This is a genomic window from Pseudomonas arsenicoxydans (genome assembly GCF_006438915.1).
Classification (GTDB): Bacteria; Pseudomonadota; Gammaproteobacteria; order Pseudomonadales; family Pseudomonadaceae; genus Aquipseudomonas; species Aquipseudomonas arsenicoxydans_A.
Window position 1 is genome coordinate 123,325 of record NZ_RCZE01000001.1, and the last position, 25,628, is coordinate 148,952.

Annotated in this window: 19 protein-coding genes; 8 read left to right on the plus strand and 11 right to left on the minus strand. The window is 57.8% G+C overall.

The genetic code is table 11. The annotated features are described in order from the left end of the window. The first annotated feature begins 1 nt into the window (after position 1). A complete protein-coding gene (locus EAH78_RS00555) occupies positions 2–1,741 on the plus strand; it encodes a PTS fructose-like transporter subunit IIB (protein WP_140664095.1) in 1,740 nt (579 codons plus the stop codon). A gap of 165 nt (positions 1,742–1,906) precedes the next feature. Then, on the plus strand, positions 1,907–3,448 hold the full coding sequence (locus EAH78_RS00560; RefSeq protein WP_140664099.1) for an alkaline phosphatase D family protein: 1,542 nt from the start codon (positions 1,907–1,909) through the stop codon (positions 3,446–3,448). 140 nt (positions 3,449–3,588) lie between these two features. On the opposite strand, the gene EAH78_RS00565 is transcribed toward EAH78_RS00560, so the two are convergent. Next, positions 3,589–6,117, minus strand: coding sequence for a PepSY domain-containing protein (locus tag EAH78_RS00565; RefSeq protein ID WP_140664102.1), 2,529 nt, complete (start codon positions 6,115–6,117; stop codon positions 3,589–3,591). 129 nt (positions 6,118–6,246) lie between these two features. Continuing rightward, positions 6,247–8,565, minus strand: coding sequence for a TonB-dependent receptor (locus EAH78_RS00570; RefSeq protein WP_140664104.1), 2,319 nt, complete (start codon positions 8,563–8,565; stop codon positions 6,247–6,249). A gap of 208 nt (positions 8,566–8,773) precedes the next feature. On the opposite strand from EAH78_RS00570, the gene EAH78_RS00575 reads away from it, so the two are divergent. The 4 genes from EAH78_RS00575 to EAH78_RS00590 all read left to right on the plus strand — a co-directional run bounded on the left by EAH78_RS00575 (position 8,774) and on the right by EAH78_RS00590 (position 13,848). Next, complete coding sequence (locus EAH78_RS00575) at positions 8,774–9,454, plus strand: Fe2+-dependent dioxygenase (protein ID WP_140664107.1); 681 nt, start codon at positions 8,774–8,776, stop codon at positions 9,452–9,454. Further along, the gene (locus EAH78_RS00580; RefSeq protein ID WP_140664112.1) at positions 9,451–10,206 is read left to right on the plus strand and encodes a tetratricopeptide repeat protein; all 756 of its coding nucleotides are present in this window, start codon (positions 9,451–9,453) and stop codon (positions 10,204–10,206) included. Before EAH78_RS00575 ends, EAH78_RS00580 begins: the two co-directional genes overlap by 4 nt. Before the next feature lie 339 nt (positions 10,207–10,545). After that, positions 10,546–12,837 (plus strand): alpha-xenorhabdolysin family binary toxin subunit A, encoded by a 2,292-nt coding sequence (locus EAH78_RS00585; RefSeq protein WP_140664115.1) that lies wholly within the window; start codon positions 10,546–10,548, stop codon positions 12,835–12,837. A gap of 147 nt (positions 12,838–12,984) precedes the next feature. After that, positions 12,985–13,848, plus strand: coding sequence for a hypothetical protein (locus EAH78_RS00590; RefSeq protein WP_140664118.1), 864 nt, complete (start codon positions 12,985–12,987; stop codon positions 13,846–13,848). Positions 13,849–13,895: 47 nt separating this feature from the next. On the opposite strand, the gene EAH78_RS00595 is transcribed toward EAH78_RS00590, so the two are convergent. The 5 genes from EAH78_RS00595 to EAH78_RS00615 all read right to left on the minus strand — a co-directional run bounded on the left by EAH78_RS00595 (position 13,896) and on the right by EAH78_RS00615 (position 19,022). Next, positions 13,896–15,059 carry a type III PLP-dependent enzyme gene (locus EAH78_RS00595; protein WP_027924486.1) on the minus strand — a complete coding sequence of 388 codons (1,164 nt, stop codon included), beginning with the start codon at positions 15,057–15,059 and terminating at the stop codon, positions 13,896–13,898. Positions 15,060–15,571: 512 nt separating this feature from the next. Continuing rightward, positions 15,572–16,729, minus strand: a complete 1,158-nt coding sequence (locus EAH78_RS00600) for a betaine/proline/choline family ABC transporter ATP-binding protein (RefSeq protein WP_140664121.1) — start codon at positions 16,727–16,729, stop codon at positions 15,572–15,574. Beyond that, positions 16,726–17,379, minus strand: coding sequence for an ABC transporter permease (locus tag EAH78_RS00605; protein WP_140664124.1), 654 nt, complete (start codon positions 17,377–17,379; stop codon positions 16,726–16,728). Before EAH78_RS00605 ends, EAH78_RS00600 begins: the two co-directional genes overlap by 4 nt. 12 nt (positions 17,380–17,391) lie before the next feature. Continuing rightward, entirely contained in the window at positions 17,392–18,285 is an 894-nt protein-coding gene (locus tag EAH78_RS00610; RefSeq protein WP_140664127.1) for a glycine betaine ABC transporter substrate-binding protein, read from the minus strand. A 20-nt stretch (positions 18,286–18,305) separates the two neighbouring features. Then, positions 18,306–19,022, minus strand: coding sequence for an ABC transporter permease (locus tag EAH78_RS00615; RefSeq protein WP_140664130.1), 717 nt, complete (start codon positions 19,020–19,022; stop codon positions 18,306–18,308). 366 nt (positions 19,023–19,388) lie between these two features. On the opposite strand from EAH78_RS00615, the gene EAH78_RS00620 reads away from it, so the two are divergent. Then, positions 19,389–20,972, plus strand: coding sequence for a peptide chain release factor 3 (locus EAH78_RS00620; protein WP_140664134.1), 1,584 nt, complete (start codon positions 19,389–19,391; stop codon positions 20,970–20,972). A 342-nt stretch (positions 20,973–21,314) separates the two neighbouring features. Continuing rightward, positions 21,315–21,566 (plus strand): hypothetical protein, encoded by a 252-nt coding sequence (locus tag EAH78_RS00625; protein WP_140664136.1) that lies wholly within the window; start codon positions 21,315–21,317, stop codon positions 21,564–21,566. A 103-nt stretch (positions 21,567–21,669) separates the two neighbouring features. Here the strand turns inward: EAH78_RS00625 and EAH78_RS00630 are convergent, their stop codons facing one another. From EAH78_RS00630 to EAH78_RS00645, 4 genes are read right to left on the minus strand one after another with little or no spacing between them, the layout of a single operon-like run. Next, on the minus strand, positions 21,670–22,650 hold the full coding sequence (locus EAH78_RS00630; RefSeq protein ID WP_059181621.1) for a peptide ABC transporter ATP-binding protein: 981 nt from the start codon (positions 22,648–22,650) through the stop codon (positions 21,670–21,672). Continuing rightward, the gene (locus tag EAH78_RS00635; protein WP_140664139.1) at positions 22,650–23,618 is read right to left on the minus strand and encodes an ABC transporter ATP-binding protein; all 969 of its coding nucleotides are present in this window, start codon (positions 23,616–23,618) and stop codon (positions 22,650–22,652) included. The genes EAH78_RS00630 and EAH78_RS00635 overlap by 1 nt, the downstream gene beginning before the upstream one ends. Positions 23,619–23,628: 10 nt before the next feature. Further along, positions 23,629–24,552 carry an ABC transporter permease subunit gene (locus EAH78_RS00640; RefSeq protein ID WP_140664143.1) on the minus strand — a complete coding sequence of 308 codons (924 nt, stop codon included), beginning with the start codon at positions 24,550–24,552 and terminating at the stop codon, positions 23,629–23,631. A gap of 10 nt (positions 24,553–24,562) precedes the next feature. Next, complete coding sequence (locus EAH78_RS00645; RefSeq protein WP_140664146.1) at positions 24,563–25,573, minus strand: ABC transporter permease subunit; 1,011 nt, start codon at positions 25,571–25,573, stop codon at positions 24,563–24,565. Positions 25,574–25,628 lie beyond the last annotated feature (55 nt).

The following is a 25,628-nucleotide window of genomic DNA, read 5'->3' on the forward strand; positions in this document are numbered from 1 at the left end:
GATGAAGTTAGCCATTGTTACGGCCTGCCCGAACGGCATGGTCACCAGTGTGCTGTGCGCCCGTTTGCTCGATGCGGCGGCTCAGCGACAGGGTTGGATGACGTGCGTCGAAGTGGTGGATGCGACGCATCCGGAGCGTCAGTTGTCGGCGGCCACGATCGAGGGCGCCGAGTGGGTGTTGCTGGTGACCAGCGTGCCGGTGGACATGACGCGATTCGTCGGTAAACGCGTGTTCCAGAGCACCCCGGCGCACGCCCTGCAAGATGTTGAAGCGGTGCTGCGGCGCGGCGCTGAAGAAGCTCAGGTGTACGTCGCCCCAGAAGCGGTCGCCGAGCCCGTCGCCCTCACGAAAAATGCGCCACGACTGGTCGCGATCACCGCGTGCCCGACCGGTGTCGCGCACACGTTCATGGCCGCCGAAGCCTTGCAGCAAGCCGCCAAACGTCTGGGCTATGACCTGCAAGTGGAAACCCAGGGCTCGGTCGGTGCGCGCAATCCGTTGAGCGCTGCGGCGATTGCCGATGCCGATGTGGTGCTGCTGGCCTGTGATATCGAAGTCGCCACCGAGCGTTTCGCCGGCAAGAAGATTTACCGCTGCGGCACCGGCATTGCGCTGAAACAGGCCGAAGCGACACTCAACAAAGCGCTAGCCGAAGGCCGGCAGGAAAATGCCGCCAGCGGCGCCAAAGGCCCGGCCAAGCAAGAAAAAACCGGCGTCTACAAGCACCTGCTGACCGGTGTGTCGTTCATGTTGCCGATGGTGGTGGCGGGCGGCTTGATGATCGCGTTGTCCTTTGTGTTCGGCATCACCGCCTTCAAGGAGCAGGGCACATTGGCGGCCGCGCTGATGCAGATCGGCGGCGAGACGGCGTTCAAGTTGATGGTGCCGCTGCTGGCGGGTTACATCGCCTACTCGATTGCCGACCGGCCGGGGCTGGCGCCCGGGATGATCGGCGGAATGTTGGCGAGCACCCTGGGAGCCGGTTTTATCGGCGGGATCATTGCCGGTTTCATCGCCGGATATGCGGCGCAGGCGATCAACCGTTATGCGCGTTTGCCGCAGAGTCTCGAGGCGCTGAAACCGATCCTGATCATTCCGTTGCTGGCGAGTCTGTTCACCGGCCTGGTGATGATTTATGTGGTCGGCAAACCGGTGGCCGGAATGCTCGAAGGGCTCACCCACTTCCTCGACAGCATGGGCACCACCAACGCGATTCTGCTCGGCGTGTTGCTGGGCGGCATGATGTGCGTCGACCTTGGCGGGCCGATCAACAAAGCGGCTTACGCGTTCTCGGTGGGGCTGCTGGCGTCGCAGAGTTATGCACCGATGGCCGCGACCATGGCCGCCGGCATGGTGCCACCGATTGGCCTGGGCATCGCCACGTTCATTGCACGGCGCAAGTTTGCCCAGACCGAGCGCGAGGCCGGTAAAGCGGCGCTGGTGTTGGGGTTGTGCTTCATCTCTGAAGGCGCGATTCCGTTTGCCGCGAAAGACCCGTTGCGGGTGATCCCGGCGAGTATTGCCGGTGGTGCGCTGACCGGGGCGTTGTCGATGTATTTCGGCTGCAAGCTGATGGCGCCGCACGGTGGTTTGTTTGTGCTGGCGATCCCGAATGCGATCAACCATGCGTTGTTGTACTTGCTGGCGATTGTCGCCGGGAGCCTGTTGACGGCGGTGGCGTATGCGCTGCTCAAACGGCCTGAAGCGGTGGAACTGGCACTGGAACCCTCGCAGGCCTGACACTTAACTTTGTGGGAGCGGGCTTGCTCGCGAATGCGGACTTATATTCAACATTGATGTTGACTGACCCGACGCCTTCGCGAGCAAGCCCGCTCCCACATGGATTGCATTTCACACCAGCGTCACGCGTACGTGTTTAAGTTTTTCCTTTTCAGGGAGAACACCATGAGCGAATTCGACCTCGGTCGCCGTCGTGTCGTGCAAGCGATGGGGGCCGGACTGTTGTTGCCCGGGCTGGCGCCGGCCGTGATCGCTTCGGTCAAGGATCGTCCGCAACTCACCGACGGCGTGCAGTCCGGCGACGTGATGGGCGACCGGGCGATGGTCTGGAGCCGCAGCGACCGCCCCGCGCGAATGGTCGTGGAATGGGACACCCGCAGTCTGTTCAGCAACCCGCGCCGATTTGTCTCGCCGCTGGCCGATGCGCGCACCGATTTCACCGCGCGGGTCGAACTCACGGGCCTGCCCGCCGATCAGGCGATTTTCTATCGTGTGACCTTCGACGATGCCCAGAGCGGTGTCGCCAGCGAATCCTGGTTTGGCCATTTGCGCAGCGTGCCGCACACCCGTCGCGACATCCGTTTTGTCTGGAGTGGCGACACCGTCGGCCAAGGCTTCGGCATCAACCCGGACATCGGCGGTATGCGCATCTACGAAGCCATGCGATTGCGCCTGCCGGATTTCTTTATCCACAGCGGCGACACCATCTACGCTGACGGCCCGGTACCCGCGCAACTGCCCACCGAAAGCGGACGGGTGTGGCGCAACATCACCACTGAAGCCAAGAGCAAGGTCGCGCAAAACCTCGACGATTTTCGCGGTAACTACCGCTACAACCTGATGGACGAAAACATCCGCCGCTTCAACGCCGAGGTCCCGCAGATCTGGCAATGGGACGACCACGAAGTGGTCAACAACTGGTCGCCGGGCAAGCAACTCGATGCGCGCTATCAGGAGAAAGATATCCACAACCTGGTCGGCCGCGCGCGACAGGCCTGGCTCGAATATGCGCCGATGCGCTTGCAGAGTGCCGACAACGGCGGGCGGATTTATCGCAAGCTCAGCTATGGGCCGATGCTCGATGTGTTTGTGCTCGACATGCGCAGTTACCGCGGCGCCAACGACGACAACCTCGGTGCGGCCAAACCCTTTCTCGGGCGCGAGCAACTGGACTGGCTCAAGCAGGCATTGAAAGGCTCGCAAGCCCAGTGGAAAGTCATTGCCGCCGACATGCCGATCGGCTTGGGCGTGCCCGACGGTGAAGTCAGCCCGGGTGTGGCGCGCTGGGAAGCGGTGGCCAACGGCGATCCGGGACCGGCTCAGGGGCGTGAACTGGAAATCGCTGAGTTGTTGGGTTTCTTGCGGGCGCAACAGGTGCGCAATTTCGTGTTCTTGACGGCGGATGTTCATTACTGCGCGGCGCATCACTACCATCCGGATCGTGCCGCGTTCCAGGACTTTGAACCGTTCTGGGAGTTTGTCGCCGGGCCACTGAACGCGGGGAGCTTTGGCCCGAATCCGCTGGATAAGACGTTTGGACCGGAGGTGGTATTCGAGAAGGCACCGGCGGCACAGAACACTTCACCGTTTGCCGGGTTTCAGTTTTTTGGCGAAGTGAATATTGATGGGCAAACGGGGGAGATGAGCGTGGTGTTGCGGGATCTGGATGGGGTCAGTGTGTTTGAACAGAAAGTGCAGCCGGTCTGAGAGGGCTGCGCATTTTTTGATCCGCCACAGAACCAATGTGGGAGCGGGCTTGCTCGCGAAGGGGGCATGACATTCAACAGAAATGTTGACTGTCAGATCGCATTCGCGAGCAAGCCCGCTCCCACATCTTTGGTGGGGTATCAGTAGACGTCGCGGCGGTAGCGGCCTTGTTCGATCAGGCGATCGACCTCTGTAATCCCGAGCACTTCATTGAGCACGTGATCCACCCCTGACGCCATCCCCTGCAAGCTGCCGCAGATGTAGATGACGGCGCCATCAGCCAACCATTTTTTCAGCTCATCCGCAGATTCACGCAGCCGAGCCTGAACATAAATCTTCTCGGCCTGGTCCCGCGAGAACGCCAGGTCCAGTCGCTCCAGGTCACCTGAAATCAACCACTCCTCCAGCTCATCGCGGCACAGGTAATCGTGTTCCCGATGACGTTCGCCAAACAACAGCCAATGCCGTTGTTGCCCGTCGGCGATGCGCGCCTTGAGCAAACTGCGCAGCCCGGCCAGACCGGTGCCGTTGCCCAGCAGGATCATCGGCACCGGCTTGGCCGGCAGATGGAACCCACTGTTACGCCGCACTCGCAGGCTGATGGTGCCACCCACGGGAGCGTGTTCGGTCAGCCAGCCGGAGCCGATGCCGAGGCTGCCGTCGGCGTGCATTTCCTGACGCACGATCAGTTCTAGAATGCCGTCGGCCGCAATCGAAGCAATGGAGTATTCGCGCATGGCCAACGGCACCAGCGCATCGACCAGTGCCTGAGCGTGCAGGCCGACCAGGTGAGCTCTGTTCTCAGGCAGCTGGCGTGTGGCGAGCGCTTGCTCCAGCGGTTGCGACAAGCCATCGAGTGCAACCGCAGCGCGACCGTCGATGCCCAGGCCGTCGAGGAAATGCTCGATGGCCCACGGGCAATTACGCGGCAGCACTTCCACCAGATCACCCGCCAGCCAACTGCTGGTGGATGGGGCGGTGAGGCCCAGCAAATACACGGGCGAGCCGCAGCTGTCCGGATTCATCAATTCGCGGCGGGTCAGCGTCCAGTTGTCGTAGCTCGGTGCCTGCCAGGTGTCGACCGGTGTTTGCCCGGTCAACAGGCCCAGTTGTTGTTGCCAGTGGCGCAAGGCGTACGGGTCGCCGCTGTCGACTTCCACCGGCGCGAACAAGGTTTTGCCGCCGTGCTCTCCCAGCCAGGTGTGCAAGCGTCGGGCGAATCCGCAGAACTGTTGATACTGGCGATCACCGAGGCCGAGCACCGCATAGTTCAAACGCTCAAGACGCGACGCCCGACCCAGCACCTTGCGTTCGAACCCGCGCGCACTGTCCGGTGCTTCACCGTCGCCGAAGGTGCTGACCACGAACAGTGCGTTGGTAGCATCCAGCAAATCCTGTTCACTGACGCTCGCCAGTGGTTGCACGTTCACCGGCAATCCTGCGGCCTGCAATTGCCCGGCTGTCTGCCATGCCAGTTGCTCGGCAAATCCACTCTGGCTGGCGAAGCCGATCAGCCATGCCGGTGCATCGCTGCCCGGTTGTTCGAGACCTTTGCGCGCGTCCTTGATCTGCTTTTTCTTGCGCCGACGATCGAGGTACAGCAACCAGCCGGTGACGAAAAACAACGGCATGGTCAGCGCGGTAATCGTCAGGATAATTCGCCCGACAATGCCGAAGTAGCTGCCGACGTGCAGCGCATAAATGCTGGTCAGCCATTGCGCCTTGAGGCTCTTGTCGCTGTAGCGATCATGCTGCTTGACGATGCCGGTCGCTGGATCGAGGGTGATCTGGTTCAGGGCGCGGTCGTGCGGTGAGGTTTTCAGCAGGTAGTACACAGTCGCCGGCTGGCCGGCCACGGGCGGCATACGGATGTTGTAGGCGCTGAGTGCCGGGCCTGCGGCGCTGTAGACGCTGCTCCAGATGGCCGCATAGTCGGCGGTTGGTGCCGGACCACTGGGTGCCGGACCACGGCCACCGCGCACGCGCTCATTTTGCGGTGCGTCGGAGAGCAATCGGGTCAGGCCTTTGTTGTACCACTCATACGACCAGGACAACCCGGTCAGCGCCGCCAGGAGGTAAAACACCAGGCACCAGGTGCCGGCCACCGAGTGCAAATCCCAGTTGAAGCTGCGGCCCTTTTTCTTCCAGTCCAGGGTCAGCCAGACACGCCATTTGTTCCACTGGCGCGGCCAGCGCAGGTACAGGCCGGACAGACAGAAGAACACCAGGATCAGCGTGCACGCGCCGGTGATGTTGCGTCCGGTGTCGCCCATGGCGAGGAAACGGTGCAATTGCAGTACGAAGCCGAAGAAATCCTGGCCGGTGGCATCGCCCATGAGCTCGGCGGTATACGGGTTGAAGTAGCGCATCTGGCCACGACGTTGGCCCGGTGGCGGGGTGAAAAACACCTTGGCCGCAGTGCCGCTGTCGGTCTCGACGGAGAGCATCGAGACTTTTTTGCCGGACGCGGCTTCGATGCGCTCGACCAGTTCGGCGGGCGGCAAGACGCCGGCGACCTGCTTCTCGACCTGCAACACGGAAGGGTTGAGCACGCTCAGGATTTCATCCTGAAACGACACCGTCGCCCCGGTGATGCCCATCAGGGCCAGGACCAGCCCGGCGCTGATGCCGAAAAACCAGTGCAACTGGAACAGGGTTTTCTTCAACACGTCACTCGCCTTGTTCGTTTAAAAATTGTCATCACGGCGCGCATTATGCCGTGGGTTGTCGAGAAACATTCTTTTTTACGCACAAAAGCCCCGCTCACGAATGAGCAGGGCTTTTCCGTCCCGCTTCTGTCAGAAGTGGAAGTTGGTGCTCAGCAATGCCGTACGGCCCGCCGCCTGGTTGGCGAAGTGAGTCGAGAAGGCCTTGTCGTAGTACGTTTCGTCGGTCAGGTTCTGCACGTTCAGTTGCAGGTCGACGTTTTTACTCAGCTTGTAGGCTGCCATTGCGTCGTAACGAACGTAGGAATCAACCATGGTGGTGTTGGCCACGCTGCCGAAGACATCGTCGACATAGAACGCACCGCCGCCGATGGTCAGCTTCGGGGTGACCTGATAGGTCGTCCACAGGCTGGCGCTGTTTTTCGGCGTGTTAGGCAGTTCGTTGCCATCGTTGGCCGAGCCCAGTGGACCGCCGTCGATTTGCTCGCTGTCCATGTAGGCGTAACCGGCGAACACTTGCCATTTGTCGGTGAGCTTGCCGGTGGCCGACAGTTCGACACCTTGAACGCGGGTCTTGCCGGCGTTTTCATAGGTGGTGGTGTCGACCTGGACGCGGGCGTTGTCCTTCTCGGTGCGGAAGATATCGGCGGTCAAGGACAGGCGATCATTCATCAAGTCCCACTTGGTACCGATTTCGTAGTTCTTGGTGGTTTCCGGCTCCATGTCGCTTTTCAGCAGGTTGCCGTTGCGATCCGGCGTGCCACCCAGCGGGTTGCCTTCCGAACCTTCGCCCAGGGTGTTGCCCGGTGGCGTGGCAGACGTCGCGTAGGACGCATAGATGCTGCCGTTTTCCGCCGGTTTGTACACCACGCCGAACTGACCGGTGACGAACTCGCTGGTGTCATCGCCCTTGGACGTGGTCACGTCGGAACCGTTGAAGGTTTTGTAGTCGGTGTCGAAATGGTCGTAGCGCAGGCCCATGTTGACCAGCCACTGCGGGGACAACTCCAGGGTGTCGAACACATACAACGCGTAGGTGTTGGCCTTGGTGTCGGTGCCGGCATAGTTACGCGAGATCGCACCATTCCATGGATCGTTCGGGTTCGGGTTGGACAGCGAAGTGCAGTTGTAACCGCTCGGCGCGCCGATCAATGCCGGGGAGCAGTTGGTGGTTGCTGCGGCTGTTCGCGGGGTGGTGTCGGTGTTGACGTTGTACGAGGATTTCTGGTTTTCCTCGTGGGTGTATTCGACACCGGTGGCGAAGCTGTTCTTGAACCCGGCGATGTAGACGTCGCCGAACAGATCGGTCTGGTTGGTCGTGGTTTCGGTGTTGCTGACACGGGTGTTCGCCCTGCGCCAGACGCTGCCATTGTTGACGTTGCCCTTGCTGTCGTCGGGTTGGGTCAGGATGTAATCCTGCATGCTGGTGCCGTGGCGCAGGGTGTTCTTGACGGTCAGCGCGTCGTTCAGGTCGTGTTCGATGGCGAAGGTCGCGGTGTCGGTGCGGCCCTTGCGGAAGTCACGGTCGTTCAGGCCGTAGAAGTTGGTGCTGTCGCCGCCGTCGTTCGGTTTGTCCGGATTGGACTGGGTGCGTGCAGCCGAACCGGCCACCGGGATGCTGTACGGAATGCCCGAGTCCGGGGTGTCGTTACTTTCCAGATGGTAGTAATCGAGGTTGACGCGGGTGTCGGTGCCCAGGCCGAAGGCCAGCGACGGCGCGATGCCCCAGCGGTCGTAGTCGACGCTGTCACGACCGGCGACGTTGCTTTCGTGGCTCAACAGGTTCAAGCGGCCGGCAGCGGTGTCGGTGAACTGGTAGTTGCTGTCCAGGGTGAAACGCTGGGTCTGGTCCGAACCCCAGGTAAAACCTGCATCGTTCGAGTCGCCCAGGTGGGCTTTTTTGCTCACAAGGTTGATGCTGCCGCCAGCAGCGCCACGGCCGCCAATGGCCGAGTTCGGGCCTTTGCTGACTTCAATCGATTCGACAGCGAAGATCTCGCGGCTCTGCGAACCGGTGTCGCGCACGCCGTCCAGGTAAGTGTCGCCCTGGGCGTCGAAACCGCGAATGAACGGACGGTCGCCTTGCGGGTTGCCGCCTTCACCGGCACCGAAGGTGATGCCCGGAACGGTGCGCAGCGCGTCCTGCATGTTGAGGGCGCCGGTGTCCTTGAGGACTTGTTGCGGAATCACGGTGATCGAGCGCGGCGTGTCCACCAACGGCGCGGTGTACTTGGACGAGGAGGCTTTTTCGACGTTGTAGGAAGTCTCGTCCTGGGCCTCGCCAGTGATAGCGGTAGCGCCCAGCGAAATCACATTACTCGGTGCTTTTTCGTCGGCTTTTTCCGCCGCGAAAACCATGTGGCCCGCAGACCCGGCAGTAATCGCCATGCCGATGGCCGATGCGAGCAAACGTGGTGAACTGACCGGTACGTGTGGTTGTTGACGTGACATTTGAATTTCCCCTCCCCAAGGATTTGAGGCCGCGGAATATAGGGTAGACGCGTATTTGTATCAATTGCGAAACGTTATTATTCGCGAAGAATTTACATTCTTTACAATTTAACCTTACGGTTTTTGCTGTTTCGTCCGTCGCAAGGGTTTTACATGAGCAATAAGAATCAATACCATTAGCACCCCTTTGGTTCCAGGTGTCTTTGCCATGCTGCTGCACATTCCCGGCTTGTTCGCGAAAGAAGAAGTGCAGCGTATCCGCGAGGCTCTGGAACAGGCGGATTGGGCGGACGGCAAGATCACCGCTGGCTATCAGTCAGCCAAGGCCAAGCACAATTTGCAGCTGCCCGAAGGTCATCCGCTGGCCAAGGATGTCGGCGCGGCAATGCTTGAGCGCCTGTGGAAAAACCCGCTGTTCATGTCAGCGGCGTTACCGCACAAGGTTTTTCCTCCATTACTGAACTGTTACAAGGCCGGCGGCAGTTTCGATTTTCATATCGATAACGCGGTGCGCCAGCCCAAAAACAGCATCGAGCGAGTACGCACTGATCTGTCGGCAACGCTGTTTTTCAGCGAACCTGAGGACTACGACGGCGGTGAACTGGAAATCCAGGACACCTTCGGCACCCAGCGCGTGAAGTTGCCGGCCGGTGATATGGTTCTGTACCCCGGCACGAGCCTGCACAGGGTCAACGCCGTCACGCGCGGCACCCGCTATGCGTCATTCTTCTGGACCCAAAGCCTGGTGCGCGAAGACAGCCAGCGTGCGTTGCTGTTCGAGATGGACGGGGCGATCCAGCAACTGACTCAGGACCTGCCGGATCACCCGTCGCTGATCCGCCTCACGGGCACTTATCACAACTTGTTGCGCCGCTGGGTCGACGTATGAGTTTCCAATTGCGACGCGAAGAAGTCCTCGACGGTGATTCGCTCAAGGCCATGCTCGAGGAAAGCCCCGCACGCGCAGCCCAGGCGATTCTGATCGCCGCCCGTGAAAACGTACTCGAAGCGCAGGCGCTGCTCGGGCAGATTCTGCTGGACGGGCAGGGCATCGCGCAGGACCAGTCACTGGCGTTGCGCTGGTTCGAGATTGCCGCCCAGCGCGGCCACTTGATGGCGCGCAACATGCTCGGTCGTTGTCATGAACATGGTTGGGGGTGTGCTGCTGATGTTGCGATTGCCGCACAGCATTATCGAGTCGCTGCCGACGCCGGTCTCGATTGGGCGATGTACAACTACGCCAACCTGCTGGCGACAGGGCGAGGGGTGATGGTCGATCAGTCGCAAGCCCTGAGACTGTATCGGCAGGCGGCCGAACGGGGACACGCCAAGTCCATGAACCTGCTCGGCCGTTATCTGGAAGCAGGACGGTTTTGTGATGCTGACCCCGTGGCTGCATTTGACTGGTATCGACGCTCAGCGGAAGGAGACGATTTCCGCGGGCAGTTCAGTTACGGCTCAGTGCTGGCAGAGGTGGGGAGGATCGACGAAGCCCTTACCTGGTTGGCGAAGGCGTTGAGCGGGGGGCACTCGAGCTTCCTGCGTGTGAGCAGCGAGGCATTGCTCAATGCCCGACATCCAGCGATTCGACAACTGTCCCACGCTTATCGGCAACGAGCGGAACAATTGACTAATACTTAATATTGACTGTCCCTTACTCTCAACCACGCCAGGCACATTCTGGTGTGCCATCAAGACTGAAGTTAAACCGTAACTCCTCGGGATTGTCTCAATCCTGAGGCTGTGCCTGCATCCGAGATATTAAAATTCAAAACTATGTGGGAGTGTATAGTGCTCGTGCGTTGCGTGGGATTAATGTAGCTGATTGTTGGTAGTGTTTGGTTGTAGTTGTGTTTTAGTTCTGTCTTGACTGACTTTGTTTGTTTTCGGTAGTTTCAATGCGTGGACATTTTAATGTCTGTCATGTGTTTCTGCACTCCGCAGATATGAACCCTTACTATTATAATTAATGGAATAATTATGACTGATAATTTGTTGTGGGAAGATGCTTTAAAGAACGCGAGCCGTGTCCAAATTGCTGAGCTTGCCGCTGTAGTGCCCGTCACCATGGTGAATGCTTCGATCAGTAAGCCGCTGGCGAGATTGGGCAGCGTGATGGACGTCGCGACCCGAGAGTCCGGGCTGTTGCTGACTAAAACGGAAATTGTAAACCTGAGGAAATATGAGGCGTTGGGGTTGCAACTTCCCTATACCCTTCAGGCGGTGATTGATTATTTACGCTTTGGTGCAGGCGAAGATGGCGGTAAAGGATTAAAGGCGGAAGACTTTTTGCAAACGTTCTCTACGACCAGGGAACATGCAAAGAAATGGTCTGATATACGCTCGAGAGTCATGTTGACGAGTGAGCATCTGAGAGTGTTCGGTACCAGAATGCAGAATTATGGTATTCAGATGGTTAAGCTTGAAGATGAGTTGACAGCGTCAGGCGTGCTGAAAAAATACGGTATCAAAACGCTCGAAGACCTGGACAAGCTTAAGCTCGACTTGGGCGATGAATTCCCTGATCTTTCACTGGGTGAAGAAACGATTGTTGATTTTAAATACGTGTTGAACGAAATTAAAAAAGACATCGCCGGGAATCTTGATAACGTTGAACGGATCAAAGTAGACCTGGACAGTTTCGGTAATGAACTCCGGCTCAAGGTTCATCCCGAAATCAAGCACCGTCTGGAGTTGATCTCGACAAACCGTTACCCGCAGGATGTCAAAGATCTTGATACCGAGACATCGCGGCTCTCAGTACAAATCGCTGAAAAGAGTACGCAATACAAAGCGCTTGTCGAAAAGTCGCTCGGTTCTGCAGCCGCACTTAATATATTCGGTTTAGGTATGTCTATCTACTATGGTGTTGAAGCCGAGGCGATTCGTAAAGAACGTAACGCCTTGGAAGAAACGCTAAACCGTGCGCTTGCAGTGTTGGGTAATAAAAATCAAACACTCGCAAGGTTGAAAGTGGTTGAGCTGAAATTACAAAATCTGGACCTTGCTGCTGTGCACGCTGATGTGGCGACTAAAAACCTTAGGCACACATGGAATGTTCTTCATCTGTATATCTCTAACTCGAATGAGGCAGCCGGAGAGATCACCGATGCAATGCGGTTCCGGATGTTTAACTTGCATTTTGCAAACGTCGTTAATCCGTGGAAGGATATTGTAAATGACGCACGCTCGTTGAACGAAATTTTTAAGGAAGCAGACGAAGAATATATCGGCGGAATGACTGCAAGGAAGGCAAGTGTAATGAAAATTCTTACAGGAAATACTTATCCAGTGGCGGACTCTTTGTTAATGAAGAAAAGCCTGTCGAAGATGAACGCTGAGTTGACAACCGCGAATGCGATTTTTACGCGTCACCAATACCTCCCGGCGTTGAAAGATACCTATGTTCAACTGGTGCGAAGCGTAGACAGTTGCGCGGAGACGTTGAAAGATGCTGCACTTAAATCCTCGAATGAGCTAAAAACCAACCGACAGATGTTGATGGCCATTGAAGCTGAGTTGAAGAGTGAGGCTGAAGGCGAAAATGATATCGAAATAATTGAAGAGTTTTTGCGGGAGCGAAACCTCCAGCTAAAAAAAGCCATTGTTAAAACGGAAGGGATGACAGAAGATATCCGGAAAAAACTGCACGAAGTCAGCAGCAGTTTCGACAAAACCACGACGATGGGTTACATCTCTGGGTTGGAAAAGGACAAAAAAAGTTATCTGGAAGTGATTGAGCAACTTCAGGTTGCGTTAAGTCAATCTCAAAGCGAAAAGAAGACGATTTCCGATGCGATCGAAGCGATAGAAAAAGCCGGCATTGAAAAGATCGGCAAAGATGTTGCTTTGACTATCGATAAGTTACTCGAACTAGGGATGAAACCCACCGAGCTTGAGTTGGTTAAATTCGCGATTGAAACGGTTAAAAAGGCCATTGAGGATATTGGCGCCGGGTTACGATTTATCGACATGATCAGAGGTTCGGACGCCGTTCAAGCGAAAATCGATGGGCTTTTAAATCGCCTCCAATCCGAAAAAAGTAAACAGACTGCGGCTGATGAAAAGGTCAAGTTCATTCAGGCTGCTCATCTCATTGAAGATCAACGCAGCGTGTACGTTGCTGAATATGAGAAAGCTGTTGAGTCATTTGAGCTGTTTTTAGCTTCGATGGGATTCGATAAGTTTTCCGATGACACTGACTACAGTGCCGCCTTCCAAAAAGAAGCTGCAATATTTATCAGCTATTTGTCCCCCCTCTCCAAGCCATAACGAGCACGCTATTACCTTGTGTGCGCTTAGGTATTGCTGAGTTGTGCTGCCCGGTTTAAACCTGGCAGCCATAATGGATCAGGCAGTTAAGAGACGTTTGACTGTCGGATTCCCGCACGTAAATAAACTTGGATTGTAGGAGGTGATATGTTTGGTTTTCTACTTCAGCGTCACCATTTTGTATACCTAAAGAATTATTTGGATTTCCTTGTTTTGCTGCCTCCCGTACTGGACCTGATGAAGAATGCTTCAGCGACATGGAGACAGCAAGGCCATACACTGGTCACGCCACCCGATGTCAACAAGCTGAAGGTGCTGTCTTCATTCAGTGCGGGCTATTTAAACAGGCTGACCAGTGAAATTCAGAAACTTGATCGCCAATGTGACAGTGTTATATCTGATGTGAATATTTTTTTCGAAGAGTTGCGTGCGGCGATTAAAGATGCACCAGGCAGCGGTATTCGAATGTCGGTTAACAGCCTTGATCATCGCAAATTTACATTATTCGTCTCGGATAAGTTTATCGCTCTGCCCCCGACGAATGTCGACGGACTATTGCACGAGTTGGCGCTCCGTTTGATCTATCTTGGGTCTGATGTGGGAGAGGTAAAGAGTCAGATGCGAGAGTTGAATCTGGATATTCACACTATCTTTTTCAATTTCATCGACACGCTGGCATTGGATATGTGTCTCTGTCACAGAGGCCAGACAAAGCTTGATCATTATAATTTCCGTGGCGGGGTGTTTTTGCCGGGAATGAAACAAATTACGCCAAAGGCACAGTTGGTAGAGTTAGAGAAGATCTACCGCAAAGCTTCTTCGGCAATCAATAACATGAATGATTTCTTGTTTGGGCTTCGATATTTTGCGGATTCCGCTGGCCGAGAGTTGATCGCGCGTAACAGGAAAATGAATTTAGGTGGTTTGGTGTTGAAGTTGAGCGGTATTAGTCTCTTTGTCGCAGAGATAGATGTGCTATCCGAGCAGATTAAAATCTGGTCAAAAACATAAAAAAAGGCCCATGAGCAATCATGGGCCTTTTGCGCGAGCGAGTTTGGTTAAACGTAAAACGACTTCAACGGCGGAAAGCCATTGAATTCAACCGCGCTGTAGCTGGTGGTGTACGCACCGGTCGACAACCAGTACAAACGGTCACCAATCGCCAGGTTCAGCGGCAAACCGTACTTGTAGTTTTCGTACATGATGTCGGCGCTGTCGCAGGTTGGACCAGCGATGACCACTTCTTCCATCTCGCCTTTCTTCTCGGTCCAGATCGGGAACTTGATGGCTTCGTCCATGGTTTCGATCAGGCCGGAGAACTTGCCCACATCCGTGTACACCCAACGTTCTACCGCCGTACGGGATTTACGCGCGACCAGTACCACTTCGCTGACCAGGATGCCGGCGTTGGCAATCAACGAACGGCCTGGCTCCAGAATGATTTCCGGCAGGTCGTCACCGAAGTCTTCCTTGAGGAAGCGGATGATTTCTTCAGCGTAGGTTTCCAGGCTGTTGGTGCGGGTGATGTAGTTGGCCGGGAAGCCACCGCCCATGTTGATCAGTTTGAGGTGAATGCCGTCTTCTTCCTTCAGGCGTTCGAAGATCACTTTGACCTTGGCGATCGCGGCGTCCCAGACGCTGATGTCGCGCTGTTGCGAGCCGACGTGGAACGAGATGCCGTAAGGCACCAGGCCCAGGTCACGGGCGAGGATCAGCAGGTCCATGGCCATGTCGGTCTGGCAGCCGAATTTGCGCGACAAAGGCCAGTCAGCCGTGGTCGAGCCTTCGGTGAGGATGCGCACGTAGACTTTCGAACCCGGTGCAGCCTTGGCGATGTTGCGCAGGTCGGCTTCGGAATCGGTGGCATACAGGCGCACGCCCTTCTCGTAGAAGTAGCGAATGTCCTTGGATTTCTTAATGGTGTTGCCGTAGCTGATGCGATCCGGGCCAACGCCCTGGTTCATCACTTTGTCGAGCTCGTAGATCGACGCGATGTCGAAGTTCGAGCCTTTTTCTTTGAGCAGGTCGATGATTTCGACGGCCGGGTTGGCCTTGACGGCGTAGTAGACCTTGGCGAATTCGAAACCGGCGCGCAGGTCGTCATAGGCCTGGCTGATCATCGCGGTGTCGATCACCACGAACGGGGTTTCTTGTTTGTCGGCGAAGGCCTTCATTTTGTTGAAGGTATCGCGCGCGAAATAGTCTTCGACGTTGATCGACATGCTGGGAACTCCTACTGGCAAACTGAAATTAACAATGGGTGCAAATGAACGTCCTCCGTATCCCCACTTTGGTTCGCCTACTTCCCAAGGCATGTCGCCGAAAGCAAAAAGGCCATGGGAAGCGGTGCTTTCCCTTGGCCTTGCTGTCTCGTCGTCAGTACTTGAGCCGGATGGATCGTTTCCAGCATGGACGTTCGGCGCGAACTTTAGGGCGTGAGGGGCTTGAGATCAACAAAAAATGTCGCGTTTTTGCACGCTTCCGTCGTGCGGTCCCTGACAGCTACTGATGTAACCGACCTGCATGACAGTGTGATGTTCCCCGAATGGGGACTTTTGAAGGGATTCGAGTTGCCTGTGTGGCGAGGGAGTTCTGTGGCGAGGGGGCTTGCCCCCGTTCGGCTGCGAAGCAGCCGCAAAACCAGTCAGCGCGGTGTATTTGAATAACCGCGGACTCAGGTTTTAGGACCGCTTCGCGGCCCAACGGGGGCAAGCCCCCTCACCACAGGGTCAGATCAGGCGAGTGCAACTTCCGCGGGCGAAACAATACTAGTCTTGCCCCCACGGGACTTGCCAGAGCTCAAATACTCGGCAATCGACTCCTGCGTCACTTCTCCCAGGAACACCCGCTCGGCATCCATCACCGGCAGCCAGGAGCGATTGAACTCGTACATGCGCGACAGCAGGATGCGCAAATGCTCGTCAAACGCCGCCGTGGCGTTGAACTCACGCAGGTACTGCGCGCAAGTCCCGGTCTGACGGTGAAGGTCGCGACGGCGCACGTAGCCCAAGGCCTTGTTGTCCTTACAGGTGACCACGACGTAACGACGGTCGAGTTCATCCATCAACTCAAGCGCCTCAGCCACCGGTGTTTCCGGGCTCACCGACGGTGCGTTGTCCGCCGCGTCCTCGGCTTTCACCAGCAACAGACGCTTGAGCGTGCTGTCCTGGCCGACGAAGTTGCTGACGAAATCATCCGCCGGGTGTGCCAGCAACGTGTCCGGATGATCAATCTGCAGCAGCTTGCCGGCGCGGAAGATCGCAATCTTGTCGCCGAGCTTGATCGCTTCATCAATGTCGTGGCTGACCATGATCACGGTCTTGTTCAGCGCGCGCTGCATCTCGAAGAACTCGTTCTGGATCATCTCGCGGTTGATCGGGTCGACCGCGCCGAACGGCTCATCCATCAACAACAGAGGCGCATCCGCCGCCAGCGCACGAATCACGCCGATCCGCTGCTGCTGGCCACCGGACAATTCCCGCGGGTAGCGATTCAGGTACTGCTTGGGCTCAAGCTTGATCATGCTCATCAACTCGCGGGCGCGGTCGTGGCATTTCTGTTTGTCCCAGCCCAGCAGGCGCGGAACGATGGTGATGTTTTCCTCGATGGTCATGTTCGGGAACAGGCCGATCTGCTGGATCACATAACCGATGTTGCGGCGCAGGGTCACGGCGTCGAGGTCGGTGGTGTCTTCGCCGTTGATCAGGATCTTGCCCGAGGTCGGCTTGATCAGGCGGTTGATCATCTTCAGCGTGGTGCTTTTGCCGCAGCCCGATGGCCCGAGGAACACACAGATTTCGCCTTCATTGACGGTCAGGCTCACCGAATCCACGGCTTTCACATCTTTGCCGTTGCTTTGGAAGGTCTTGCTGAGGTTTTGAAGTTCGATCATTTCAGGAGTCCTTTTGGAGTCAGCGTGCGTTGCAGCCATTGCAGAAGCAGGTCGGCGAAGATGGCCAGGAGACTGACCAGCACGGCGCCGACGATCAGCATCGACATGTCGCTGCGGCTGATGGAAGCGAGAATGAGTACACCGAGGCCACCGGCGCCGATGGTCGCGGCGATGGTCATGACACCAATGTTCATGACCACGGCGGTGCGCACGCCAGCGAGGATCACCGGCACTGCAATCGGCAGTTCGACCATGCGCAGGCGCTGGCCGAAGGTCATGCCGATGCCACGGGCGGCTTCGCGAATGCCAGGGTCGACGCCGGTCAGCGCCAGGTAGGTGTTACGCATGATCGGCAGCAGCGAGTACAGAAACACTGCCGTAATTGCCGGCATCGGACCGAGGCCCTGGCCGAATTTGGAGTAGAACGGCAGCAGCAGGCCGAACAGCGCAATCGACGGCACGGTCAGCAGCACCGTGGCGCTGGCTTGCAAGGGACCGGCGAGTGTCGGGAAGCGCGTCATCAGAATGCCCAGCGGCACGCCGACCACTATCGCCAACGTCACGGCAATGCCGACGAGGGTGATGTGTTGCCAGGTCAGGTGCAGCACCAAGGGCCAGTCGAGATGGGAAAAGGCGTTCAGAAATTCCATGTCTTTTCCTCCTTACTTGATGGGATGTTGGCGCAGGAAATCGGCGGCAACGGATGAAGGGCTTTCGTGATCGACATCGACCCGCGCGTTGAGCTGGCGCATGGTTTCGTCGTCGAACAGTTCGGCCAGCGGCTTCATTTCTTCCGCCAGTTTTGGATGGGCGTCGAGGTAGTCCTGACGCACCACCGGCGCGGCGGTGTAGTCCGGGAAGTAGTGCTTGTCGTCTTCGAGCAGTTTCAGCTTGAAGGCGTTCAATCGACCGTCAGTGGTGTAGACCAGACCGGCAAACACCTGGCCATTGCGCAGGGCGGTGTAGACCAAGCCTGCGTCCATCTGCCGGATGTTGTTGCGGGTCAGGTTCATGCCGTACAGGTCGACCATGCCGTTCAGGCCGTCGGAGCGGTTGGCGAACTCGGTGTCCAGCGCGACCAGATGATTGTCCTTTTGCTCAGCCTGCAACACCGTGTTCAACTCGCTGATGGTGTTGATCTGCGGATAGGCTTTCGCGGTTTTTTCCGGTAGTGCCAGCGCATAGGTATTGCTGAATTTCGACGGAGTCAGCCAGACGAGGCCTTTTTTCGCATCGAGTTCTTTCACCTTGGCGTAGGACTGGGCGCTGTCGAGTTTTTCCGTGATGTGGTTGTAAGCCACCAGCGACACGCCGGTGTATTCCCACATCAAATCCAGCTGGCCACTTTCGTGGGCGCTGCGCGCGAGGTTGCTGCCCAGTCCGCCGGTCACCTGGGTGTCATAACCCTTGGTGCGAAGGTATTGGGCGGTGATTTCGGCCAGCAGGGTTTGTTCGGTGAACACCCGGGCGCCGATGCGGATTGCCGGTTTTTCAGCGGCTTGAGCAAATCCTGCGAACAGCAGGACGCAGCCTAGTAAAAAGCTAAATGTCTTCATAAAAATTCCTTTGCCGAGGCTTAAGACGGGCGCAAGCCGCGTTCGAGCCAGAGGCGGCTGGCGAGTGTCACCAGGCCGTCGAGCAGCAAGGCCAGCAGGGCGGTGCAGGCCGCGCCGAGCAGCAGTTGCGGCTGATTGTTCAGGGCGATGCCGGGGAAAATCAGGCTGCCGAGGCTGTTGGCGCCGATCAGGAACGCCAACGGTGCGGTGCCGACGTTGATCGCCAGGGCCACACGCACGCCGCCGATGATGATCGGCACGGCGTTGGGCAGTTCGACCCGCCACAGCACTTGGGCCGGGGTCATGCCGATGCCGACGGCCGCTTCTTTCAGTGAACCCTGAACGTTTTTCAGGCCTTCATAGGTGTTGCGCACGATCGGCAGCAGTGAGGCGAGGAACAAGGCGAAAATAGCGGGGCCGCTGCCGATGCCCAGAATCCCCAGGGCGATGGCGAGTACGGCGAGAGGCGGCACGGTGTTGCCGATGTTGAAGAGCTGCATGAAGCGCTCAGCTCGGTCCACCATGGACGGACGGCTGAGGAAGATACCGGCGGGGATGCCCACAACGAGGGCGGCCAGCATGGAAACAAGGACGAGAATCAAGTGAGCTTGCAGGTAAAACAACAAATCGTCGCGGTACTGTTCGATCGTGTTGATGCCAATCCAGTGGACCAGCAGGGCCAGAAGGGCGACGACAACCGCACCTCCTATCAGCCCTTTGCCATAGCGAATAGCCACAGGCGGACTCCTTTTTTCTTTTGTCGGCGAACGCAGTCCCGAGTGGCAATGCCATCACTGGCTGCCGGGATTATCAACGTTCGCGAGAAGCAGCTCTTCATGTTGGTAAAACCGCATGAGATCGAGCCATAAGCGCAGCCTCGTCAGGCCAACTTGCTGATTTTTCAGCCCCTGGTACGAGTGCCGTAACAGGGGAGTGGACGTCTGCACCTTTTAAAAGGTTCCATAATTAACAGCATTTAGCCACCCTTGATGTCCCCGCGAGTCGGTCAATCGTCGTTGGCGACAGGGCGAGCGGTGGTCCGTAAGGCTCGGTTTGCGCTATACTCGCCGCCCTTTTTTGAATCACCTGCCAGGCGATTTCCCATGACCAAACAGGCCGCCGAAGTCGCGAAACGCCGCACTTTCGCCATTATTTCCCACCCCGATGCCGGTAAAACCACCATCACCGAGAAGCTCTTGCTGATGGGCAAGGCGATTGCGATTGCGGGCACGGTGAAGTCTCGCAAGTCCGACCGCCATGCCACCTCCGACTGGATGGAAATGGAAAAGCAGCGTGGTATCTCGATTACCACGTCGGTCATGCAGTTCCCGTATCGCGACCACATGATCAACCTGCTCGACACCCCCGGCCACGAAGACTTCTCCGAAGACACCTATCGCACACTGACTGCGGTGGACTCGGCCTTGATGGTTCTCGACGGCGGTAAGGGTGTAGAGCCACGGACCATTGCGCTGATGGACGTTTGCCGTCTGCGTGACACGCCGATTGTCAGCTTCATCAACAAACTCGACCGTGACATCCGCGACCCGATTGAACTGCTCGACGAAATCGAAGCAGTCCTGAAGATCAAGGCAGCGCCGATCACCTGGCCGATCGGTTGCTACCGCGACTTCAAAGGCGTGTATCACCTCGCCGATGACTACATCATCGTGTACACCGCCGGTCACGGCCACGAACGTACCGATGTGAAAATCATCGAGAAGCTCGACTCCGATGAAGCGCGCGCGCATTTGGGCGACGAGTACGACCGCTTCGTCGATCAGCTGGAACTGGTGCAGGGTGCCTGCCACGAGTTCAACCAGCAGGAATTCCTCGACGGCCAACTGACGCCGGTATTCTTCGGTACTGCATTGGGCAACTTCGGTGTCGATCACGTGCTCGACGCCGTGGTCAATTGGGCGCCGAAGCCATTGGCCCGTGTCGCCAACGAGCGCACCGTTGAGCCAGTCGAAGAGAAATTCGCCGGTTTCGTGTTCAAGATCCAGGCGAACATGGACCCGAAACACCGCGACCGCATCGCCTTCATGCGCATCTGCTCCGGCAAGTACGAAAAAGGCATGAAGATGCGCCACGTGCGCACCGGCAAGGACGTGCGGATCGGTGACGCGCTGACCTTCTTCTCCTCCGAGCGTGAGCAACTGGAAGAAGCGTTTGCCGGCGACATCATCGGTTTGCACAACCACGGCACCATCCAGATCGGCGACACCTTCACCGAAGGCGAAGCCCTGGGCTTCACCGGCATCCCGCACTTCGCCCCGGAACTGTTCCGTCGCGTACGCCTGCGTGATCCGCTGAAATCCAAGCAACTGCGCCAGGGCTTGCAGCAGTTGGCGGAAGAGGGCGCGACCCAGGTGTTCTTCCCCGAGCGCAGTAACGACATCATCCTCGGCGCCGTCGGTGTGCTGCAGTTCGATGTGGTCGCCAGCCGTTTGAAAGAGGAATACAAGGTTGAGTGCTCGTACGAGCCAATCACCGTTTATTCCGCGCGCTGGATCGATTGCAGCGACAAGAAGAAGCTCGAGGAATTCTCCAACAAGGCGGTGGAAAACCTCGCGATCGACGGCGGTGGTCACCTGACCTACCTGGCCCCGACCCGGGTCAACCTGGCGTTGATGGAAGAGCGCTGGCCGGACGTGAAATTCCGTGCGACGCGCGAGCATCACTAAGCGTTGATTGGCGACACCAAAACCCCGTAGTGAAAGCTGCGGGGTTTTTTATTGGTGACTCGGTCTAGTGTGGGAGCGGGCTTGCTCGCGAAGGCGTCGGGTCAGTCAACATCAATGTTGGATGAAACTCCGCCTTCGCGAGCAAGCCCGCTCCCACACTGGACCGAGTCAGGAGTTGAAATAGCGATTCGAGATAACTGTTATTCAAAACCAATCTGCCAATCACGGGCATTTCCGGCCCGTCGTTAGCGTCCTATCTGGTGAACCAGGCTGATCGGAACTAGATTTCAATCAGCGCCAGACAGGCACCCAGGCTTCACCCATGAAAGGACGGAATCGGTTATGAAAATCTTTCCACGCATTTTGCTGTTGATCAAAGTAATGGTGATGTTGTCTCTAGGGACCTCGGCCGCGTGGGCCAGTAGCCCAGGGCACTCTCATGGTTATTCGGGTGTTCAGGGGCCAGGCAGTTCAATTCATGCCATTTACGCCGATGATTCTGATCCTGATGGTCAGGACTCTGGCAAAAGTGGCACTGAGGGAGCGGACGAACCGACGGGTTCCGACGATGAAGAAGGCGACGACCAATCGTAAGTCCAGGGCAAAAGAAAACCCCTTTTGCCGGATTGATGCGCAATCGAAGCAGAAGGGGTTTGGTTGATTCAAGCGCGCCTCATCTCATGAGGCGCGCTTTTTTTCAGGCCGCGCCGTCGAGGAATTGCTCGGCGTAGTGGCAAGCCACCTGGCGGTTATCGAGAGGGCGCAGGGCTGGCTCTTCGGTGCTGCAACGCTCGGTCGCGTACGGGCAGCGCTTGTGGAAAGCGCAACCCGACGGCGGGTTCAACGGGTTAGGCAACTCGCCGACGATCTTGATTTTCGGCTTGTTCGGGTCCGGGTGAATGGTCGGTGTGGCCGACAGCAGCGCCTGGGTGTACGGGTGCAGCGGACGCTCATAAATGTCGTTCTTCGGACCCATTTCCACCGGGCGACCGAGGTACATCACCATCACGTCATCGGCAACGTGTTGCACCACGGCCAGGTTGTGGGAGATGAAAACGTAGGCGGTGTTGAACTCTTGCTGCAAATCCATAAACAGGTTGAGCACCTGCGCCTGGATCGACACGTCCAGCGCCGAGGTCGGTTCGTCCGCTACCAGCACTTTAGGCTGCAGCATCATCGCACGGGCCAAAGCGATCCGCTGGCGCTGACCGCCGGAGAACATGTGCGGATAACGCTGGTAGTGCTCAGGACGCAAGCCCACCTGCTTCATCATCGCCTGGACTTTTTCGCGACGTTCTGCGGCCGACAGGTTGGTATTGATCAGCAGCGGTTCGCCGAGCTGGTCACCGACTTTCTGCCGTGGGTTGAGCGAGGCGTACGGGCTCTGGAACACCATCTGCACGTCTTTGCGCAACTGCTTGCGCTGGGCCTTGTCGGCACCGGCGACTTCCTGGCCGGCGATTTTCAAGGAGCCCGAGGACGGCTCTTCGATCAGGGTCAACGCACGGGCCAAGGTGGATTTGCCGCAGCCCGATTCACCGACGACGGCGAGGGTCTTGCCGGCATGCAGTTCAAACGACACGCCGTTGAGGGCGCGCACGGTCGCGTGGCCCTTGAACAGGCCGCGGGACACTTCGTAGTGACGGGTCAGGTCGCGGGCGGTAAGTACGACGGCCATTACGCCACCTCCTGATTAAGCGGGTAGAAGCAGCGGGCGAGGCTGTGGCTTTTAGGGTCCAGGGTCGGGCGCGTGGCGCGGCAGCTGTCTTGCACATACGGGCAACGCGGCGACAGCAGGCAACCCTGCGGACGGTCGTAGCGGCCGGGAACGATACCCGGCAGGGTCGACAGGCGTGTAGCGCCGAGGCTGTGTTCCGGAATCGCCTTGAGCAGTGCTTCGCTGTACGGGTGCGCCGGAATGTCGAACAGCTGTGGCACCTGACCGACTTCAACCGCTTGGCCCGCGTACATCACGCACACGCGCTGGGCGGTTTCAGCCACGACCGCGAGGTCGTGAGTGATCAGCACCAGGCCCATGTTCTGCTCTTTCTGCAACGCCAGCAGCAGGTCCATGATCTGCGCCTGAATCGTGACGTCCAGTGCCGTGGTGGGTTCGTCCGCGATCAACAGTTTCGGCTCGCCGGCAATCGCCATGGCGATTGCAACACGCTGGCTCATACCGCCGGACAGTTGGTGCGGGTAGGCGTCCATACGGCTCGCGGCACCCGGGATTTCCACTTTTTCCAGCAGCTCGATGGCACGCTTGCGCGCTTGTTTGCTGGACATTTTCAGGTGCAGGCGCAGCACTTCTTCGATCTGGAAACCGACGGTGTAGCTCGGGTTCAGCGCGGTCATCGGGTCCTGGAAGACCATGGCCAGGTCTTTGCCGACGATTTGTCGACGCTGACGGTTGCTGAGCTTGAGCATGTTCTTGCCGTCGAAATTCAGGGCGTCGGCAGTGACGATCCCCGGATGCTCGATCAGGCCCATCAGCGCCATCATGGTCACGGATTTACCCGAACCCGACTCGCCAACGATGGCCAGGACTTCGCCTTTTTCCACGGTAATGTCGAGCCCGTCGACCACCGGAACGGCGTTCTTGTCGCCGAAGCGAACATTGAGATTCTTGATTTCTAACAGTGACATTTGAATCTCCTCAGGCGGCGTTCTTGAGTTTCGGGTCCAGCGCATCGCGCAGGCCGTCGCCCATCAAGTTGATTGCCAGCACGCTGAGCAAAATGGTCAGACCAGGCAGGCTTACCACCCACCAGGCGCGTTCGATGTAGTCGCGAGCCGAAGCCAGCATGGTGCCCCACTCAGGGGTTGGCGGTTGTACGCCAAGGCCGAGGAAGCCCAGTGCGGCGGCATCGAGAATCGCCGAGGAGAAGCTCAAGGTCGCCTGAACGATCAGCGGCGCCATGCAGTTTGGCAGCACGGTGATGAACATCAGGCGCGGCAGCGTGGCACCGGCCAGGCGCGCGGCGGTCACGTAGTCGCGGTTCAGCTCGCCCATCACCGCAGCACGGGTCAGACGAACATAGGACGGCAGGGACACCACGGCGATGGCGATCACGGTATTGATCAGGCCAGGGCCGAGGATGGCGACAATCGCCACGGCCAGCAGCAGGGACGGCAGGGCCAGCATGATGTCCATCAGACGCATGATGGTCGGGCCGAGCAGGCGCGGGAAGAAACCGGCGAACAGACCCAGCAGGATCCCCGGAATCAGCGACATCACCACCGACGACAAACCGATCAGCAACGACAGGCGCGAACCGGTGATCAGGCGCGACAGCAGGTCGCGACCCAGTTCATCGGTGCCGAGCAGGAACTGGATCTGCCCACCTTCCAGCCAGGCTGGCGGGGTCAGCAGGAAGTCACGGTATTGCTCGCTCGGGTTATGCGGGGCAACCCACGGCGCGAAGATTGCGCAGAAAATCACCAGCAACATGAACATCAGGCCGGCGACGGCGCCCTTGTTGCGGGAAAACGCGTGCCAGAATTCTTTGTACGGGGACGGATACAGCAGGCTTTGATCGACTGCTACCGCTTGATTTGTAGTTGAAGCTGGAGTGGTCATGGTCATGATCTCAGCGCTGGTGACGGATGCGTGGGTTGGCAAAGCCGTAGAGGATGTCCACTACGAAGTTGACCACAATCACCAGGCAGGCGATTAGCAGGATGCCGTTTTGCACGACTGGATAGTCTCGGGCGCCAATGGCTTCGATCAGCCACTTACCGATGCCGGGCCACGAGAAGATGGTTTCGGTCAGGACTGCACCGGCCAGCAATGTGCCGACTTGCAGGCCGACCACGGTCAGTACCGGAATCAGCGCGTTACGCAGACCGTGCACGAACACCACGCGAGAAGGCGACAGGCCTTTGGCACGAGCGGTACGGATGTAGTCTTCACGCAACACTTCAAGCATCGAAGAGCGGGTCATCCGAGCAATAACGGCCAGCGGGATGGTACCCAGCACGATGGCCGGCAGGATCAGGTGATGCAAGGCATCGAAGAACGCACCGACGTCATCGGCCAGCAGCGTGTCGATGAGCATGAAGCCGGTGCGCGGTTCGATGTCATAGAGCAGGTCGATCCGCCCGGACACCGGGGTCCAGCCCAGGCTCACCGAGAAGAACATGATCAGGATCAGGCCCCACCAGAAGATCGGCATCGAATATCCCGCCAGGGAGATGCCCATCACCCCATGGTCGAACAGGGATCCTCGCTTGAGTGCCGCAATCACCCCGGCCAGGAGGCCCAGGATGCCGGCGAACAACAGGGCGGCCATGGACAGTTCCAGGGTCGCGGGGAATAGAGAGGTGAATTCGCTCCACACGCTTTCACGGGTACGCAGCGATTCGCCGAGGTCGCCGTGAGCCAGTTTGCCGATGTAGTCCATGTATTGGGCATACAGCGGTTTGTTCAGACCAAGGCGTTCCATTGCCTGAGCATGCATTTCGGGGTCGACTCGACGTTCGCCCATCATTACTTCCACGGGGTCGCCTGGAATCATGCGAATCAACGCGAAAGTCAGCAAGGTGATGCCGAAGAACGTGGGGATCAATAACCCCAATCGGCGGGCAATAAAACTAAACATCTTGTGGTGTACCTCATCAGCCGGTTAGGCGTGCCTGGTGTCCCTGGAGTCAGGG

What these genes read in the sequence shown, in the direction of transcription:
- EAH78_RS00555 (WP_140664095.1), top strand. Translation starts at nt 2, where the DNA reads ATGAAGTTAGCCATTGTTACGGCCTGCCCGAACGGCATGGTCACCAGT.
- EAH78_RS00560 (WP_140664099.1), top strand. Translation starts at nt 1,907, where the DNA reads ATGAGCGAATTCGACCTCGGTCGCCGTCGTGTCGTGCAAGCGATGGGG.
- EAH78_RS00570 (WP_140664104.1), bottom strand. Translation starts at nt 8,565, where the DNA reads ATGTCACGTCAACAACCACACGTACCGGTCAGTTCACCACGTTTGCTC.
- EAH78_RS00575 (WP_140664107.1), top strand. Translation starts at nt 8,774, where the DNA reads ATGCTGCTGCACATTCCCGGCTTGTTCGCGAAAGAAGAAGTGCAGCGT.
- EAH78_RS00580 (WP_140664112.1), top strand. Translation starts at nt 9,451, where the DNA reads ATGAGTTTCCAATTGCGACGCGAAGAAGTCCTCGACGGTGATTCGCTC.
- EAH78_RS00585 (WP_140664115.1), top strand. Translation starts at nt 10,546, where the DNA reads ATGACTGATAATTTGTTGTGGGAAGATGCTTTAAAGAACGCGAGCCGT.
- EAH78_RS00590 (WP_140664118.1), top strand. Translation starts at nt 12,985, where the DNA reads ATGTTTGGTTTTCTACTTCAGCGTCACCATTTTGTATACCTAAAGAAT.
- EAH78_RS00595 (WP_027924486.1), bottom strand. Translation starts at nt 15,059, where the DNA reads ATGTCGATCAACGTCGAAGACTATTTCGCGCGCGATACCTTCAACAAA.
- EAH78_RS00600 (WP_140664121.1), bottom strand. Translation starts at nt 16,729, where the DNA reads ATGATCGAACTTCAAAACCTCAGCAAGACCTTCCAAAGCAACGGCAAA.
- EAH78_RS00605 (WP_140664124.1), bottom strand. Translation starts at nt 17,379, where the DNA reads ATGGAATTTCTGAACGCCTTTTCCCATCTCGACTGGCCCTTGGTGCTG.
- EAH78_RS00610 (WP_140664127.1), bottom strand. Translation starts at nt 18,285, where the DNA reads ATGAAGACATTTAGCTTTTTACTAGGCTGCGTCCTGCTGTTCGCAGGA.
- EAH78_RS00620 (WP_140664134.1), top strand. Translation starts at nt 19,389, where the DNA reads ATGACCAAACAGGCCGCCGAAGTCGCGAAACGCCGCACTTTCGCCATT.
- EAH78_RS00625 (WP_140664136.1), top strand. Translation starts at nt 21,315, where the DNA reads ATGAAAATCTTTCCACGCATTTTGCTGTTGATCAAAGTAATGGTGATG.
- EAH78_RS00630 (WP_059181621.1), bottom strand. Translation starts at nt 22,650, where the DNA reads ATGGCCGTCGTACTTACCGCCCGCGACCTGACCCGTCACTACGAAGTG.
- EAH78_RS00635 (WP_140664139.1), bottom strand. Translation starts at nt 23,618, where the DNA reads ATGTCACTGTTAGAAATCAAGAATCTCAATGTTCGCTTCGGCGACAAG.
- EAH78_RS00640 (WP_140664143.1), bottom strand. Translation starts at nt 24,552, where the DNA reads ATGACCACTCCAGCTTCAACTACAAATCAAGCGGTAGCAGTCGATCAA.
- EAH78_RS00645 (WP_140664146.1), bottom strand. Translation starts at nt 25,573, where the DNA reads ATGTTTAGTTTTATTGCCCGCCGATTGGGGTTATTGATCCCCACGTTC.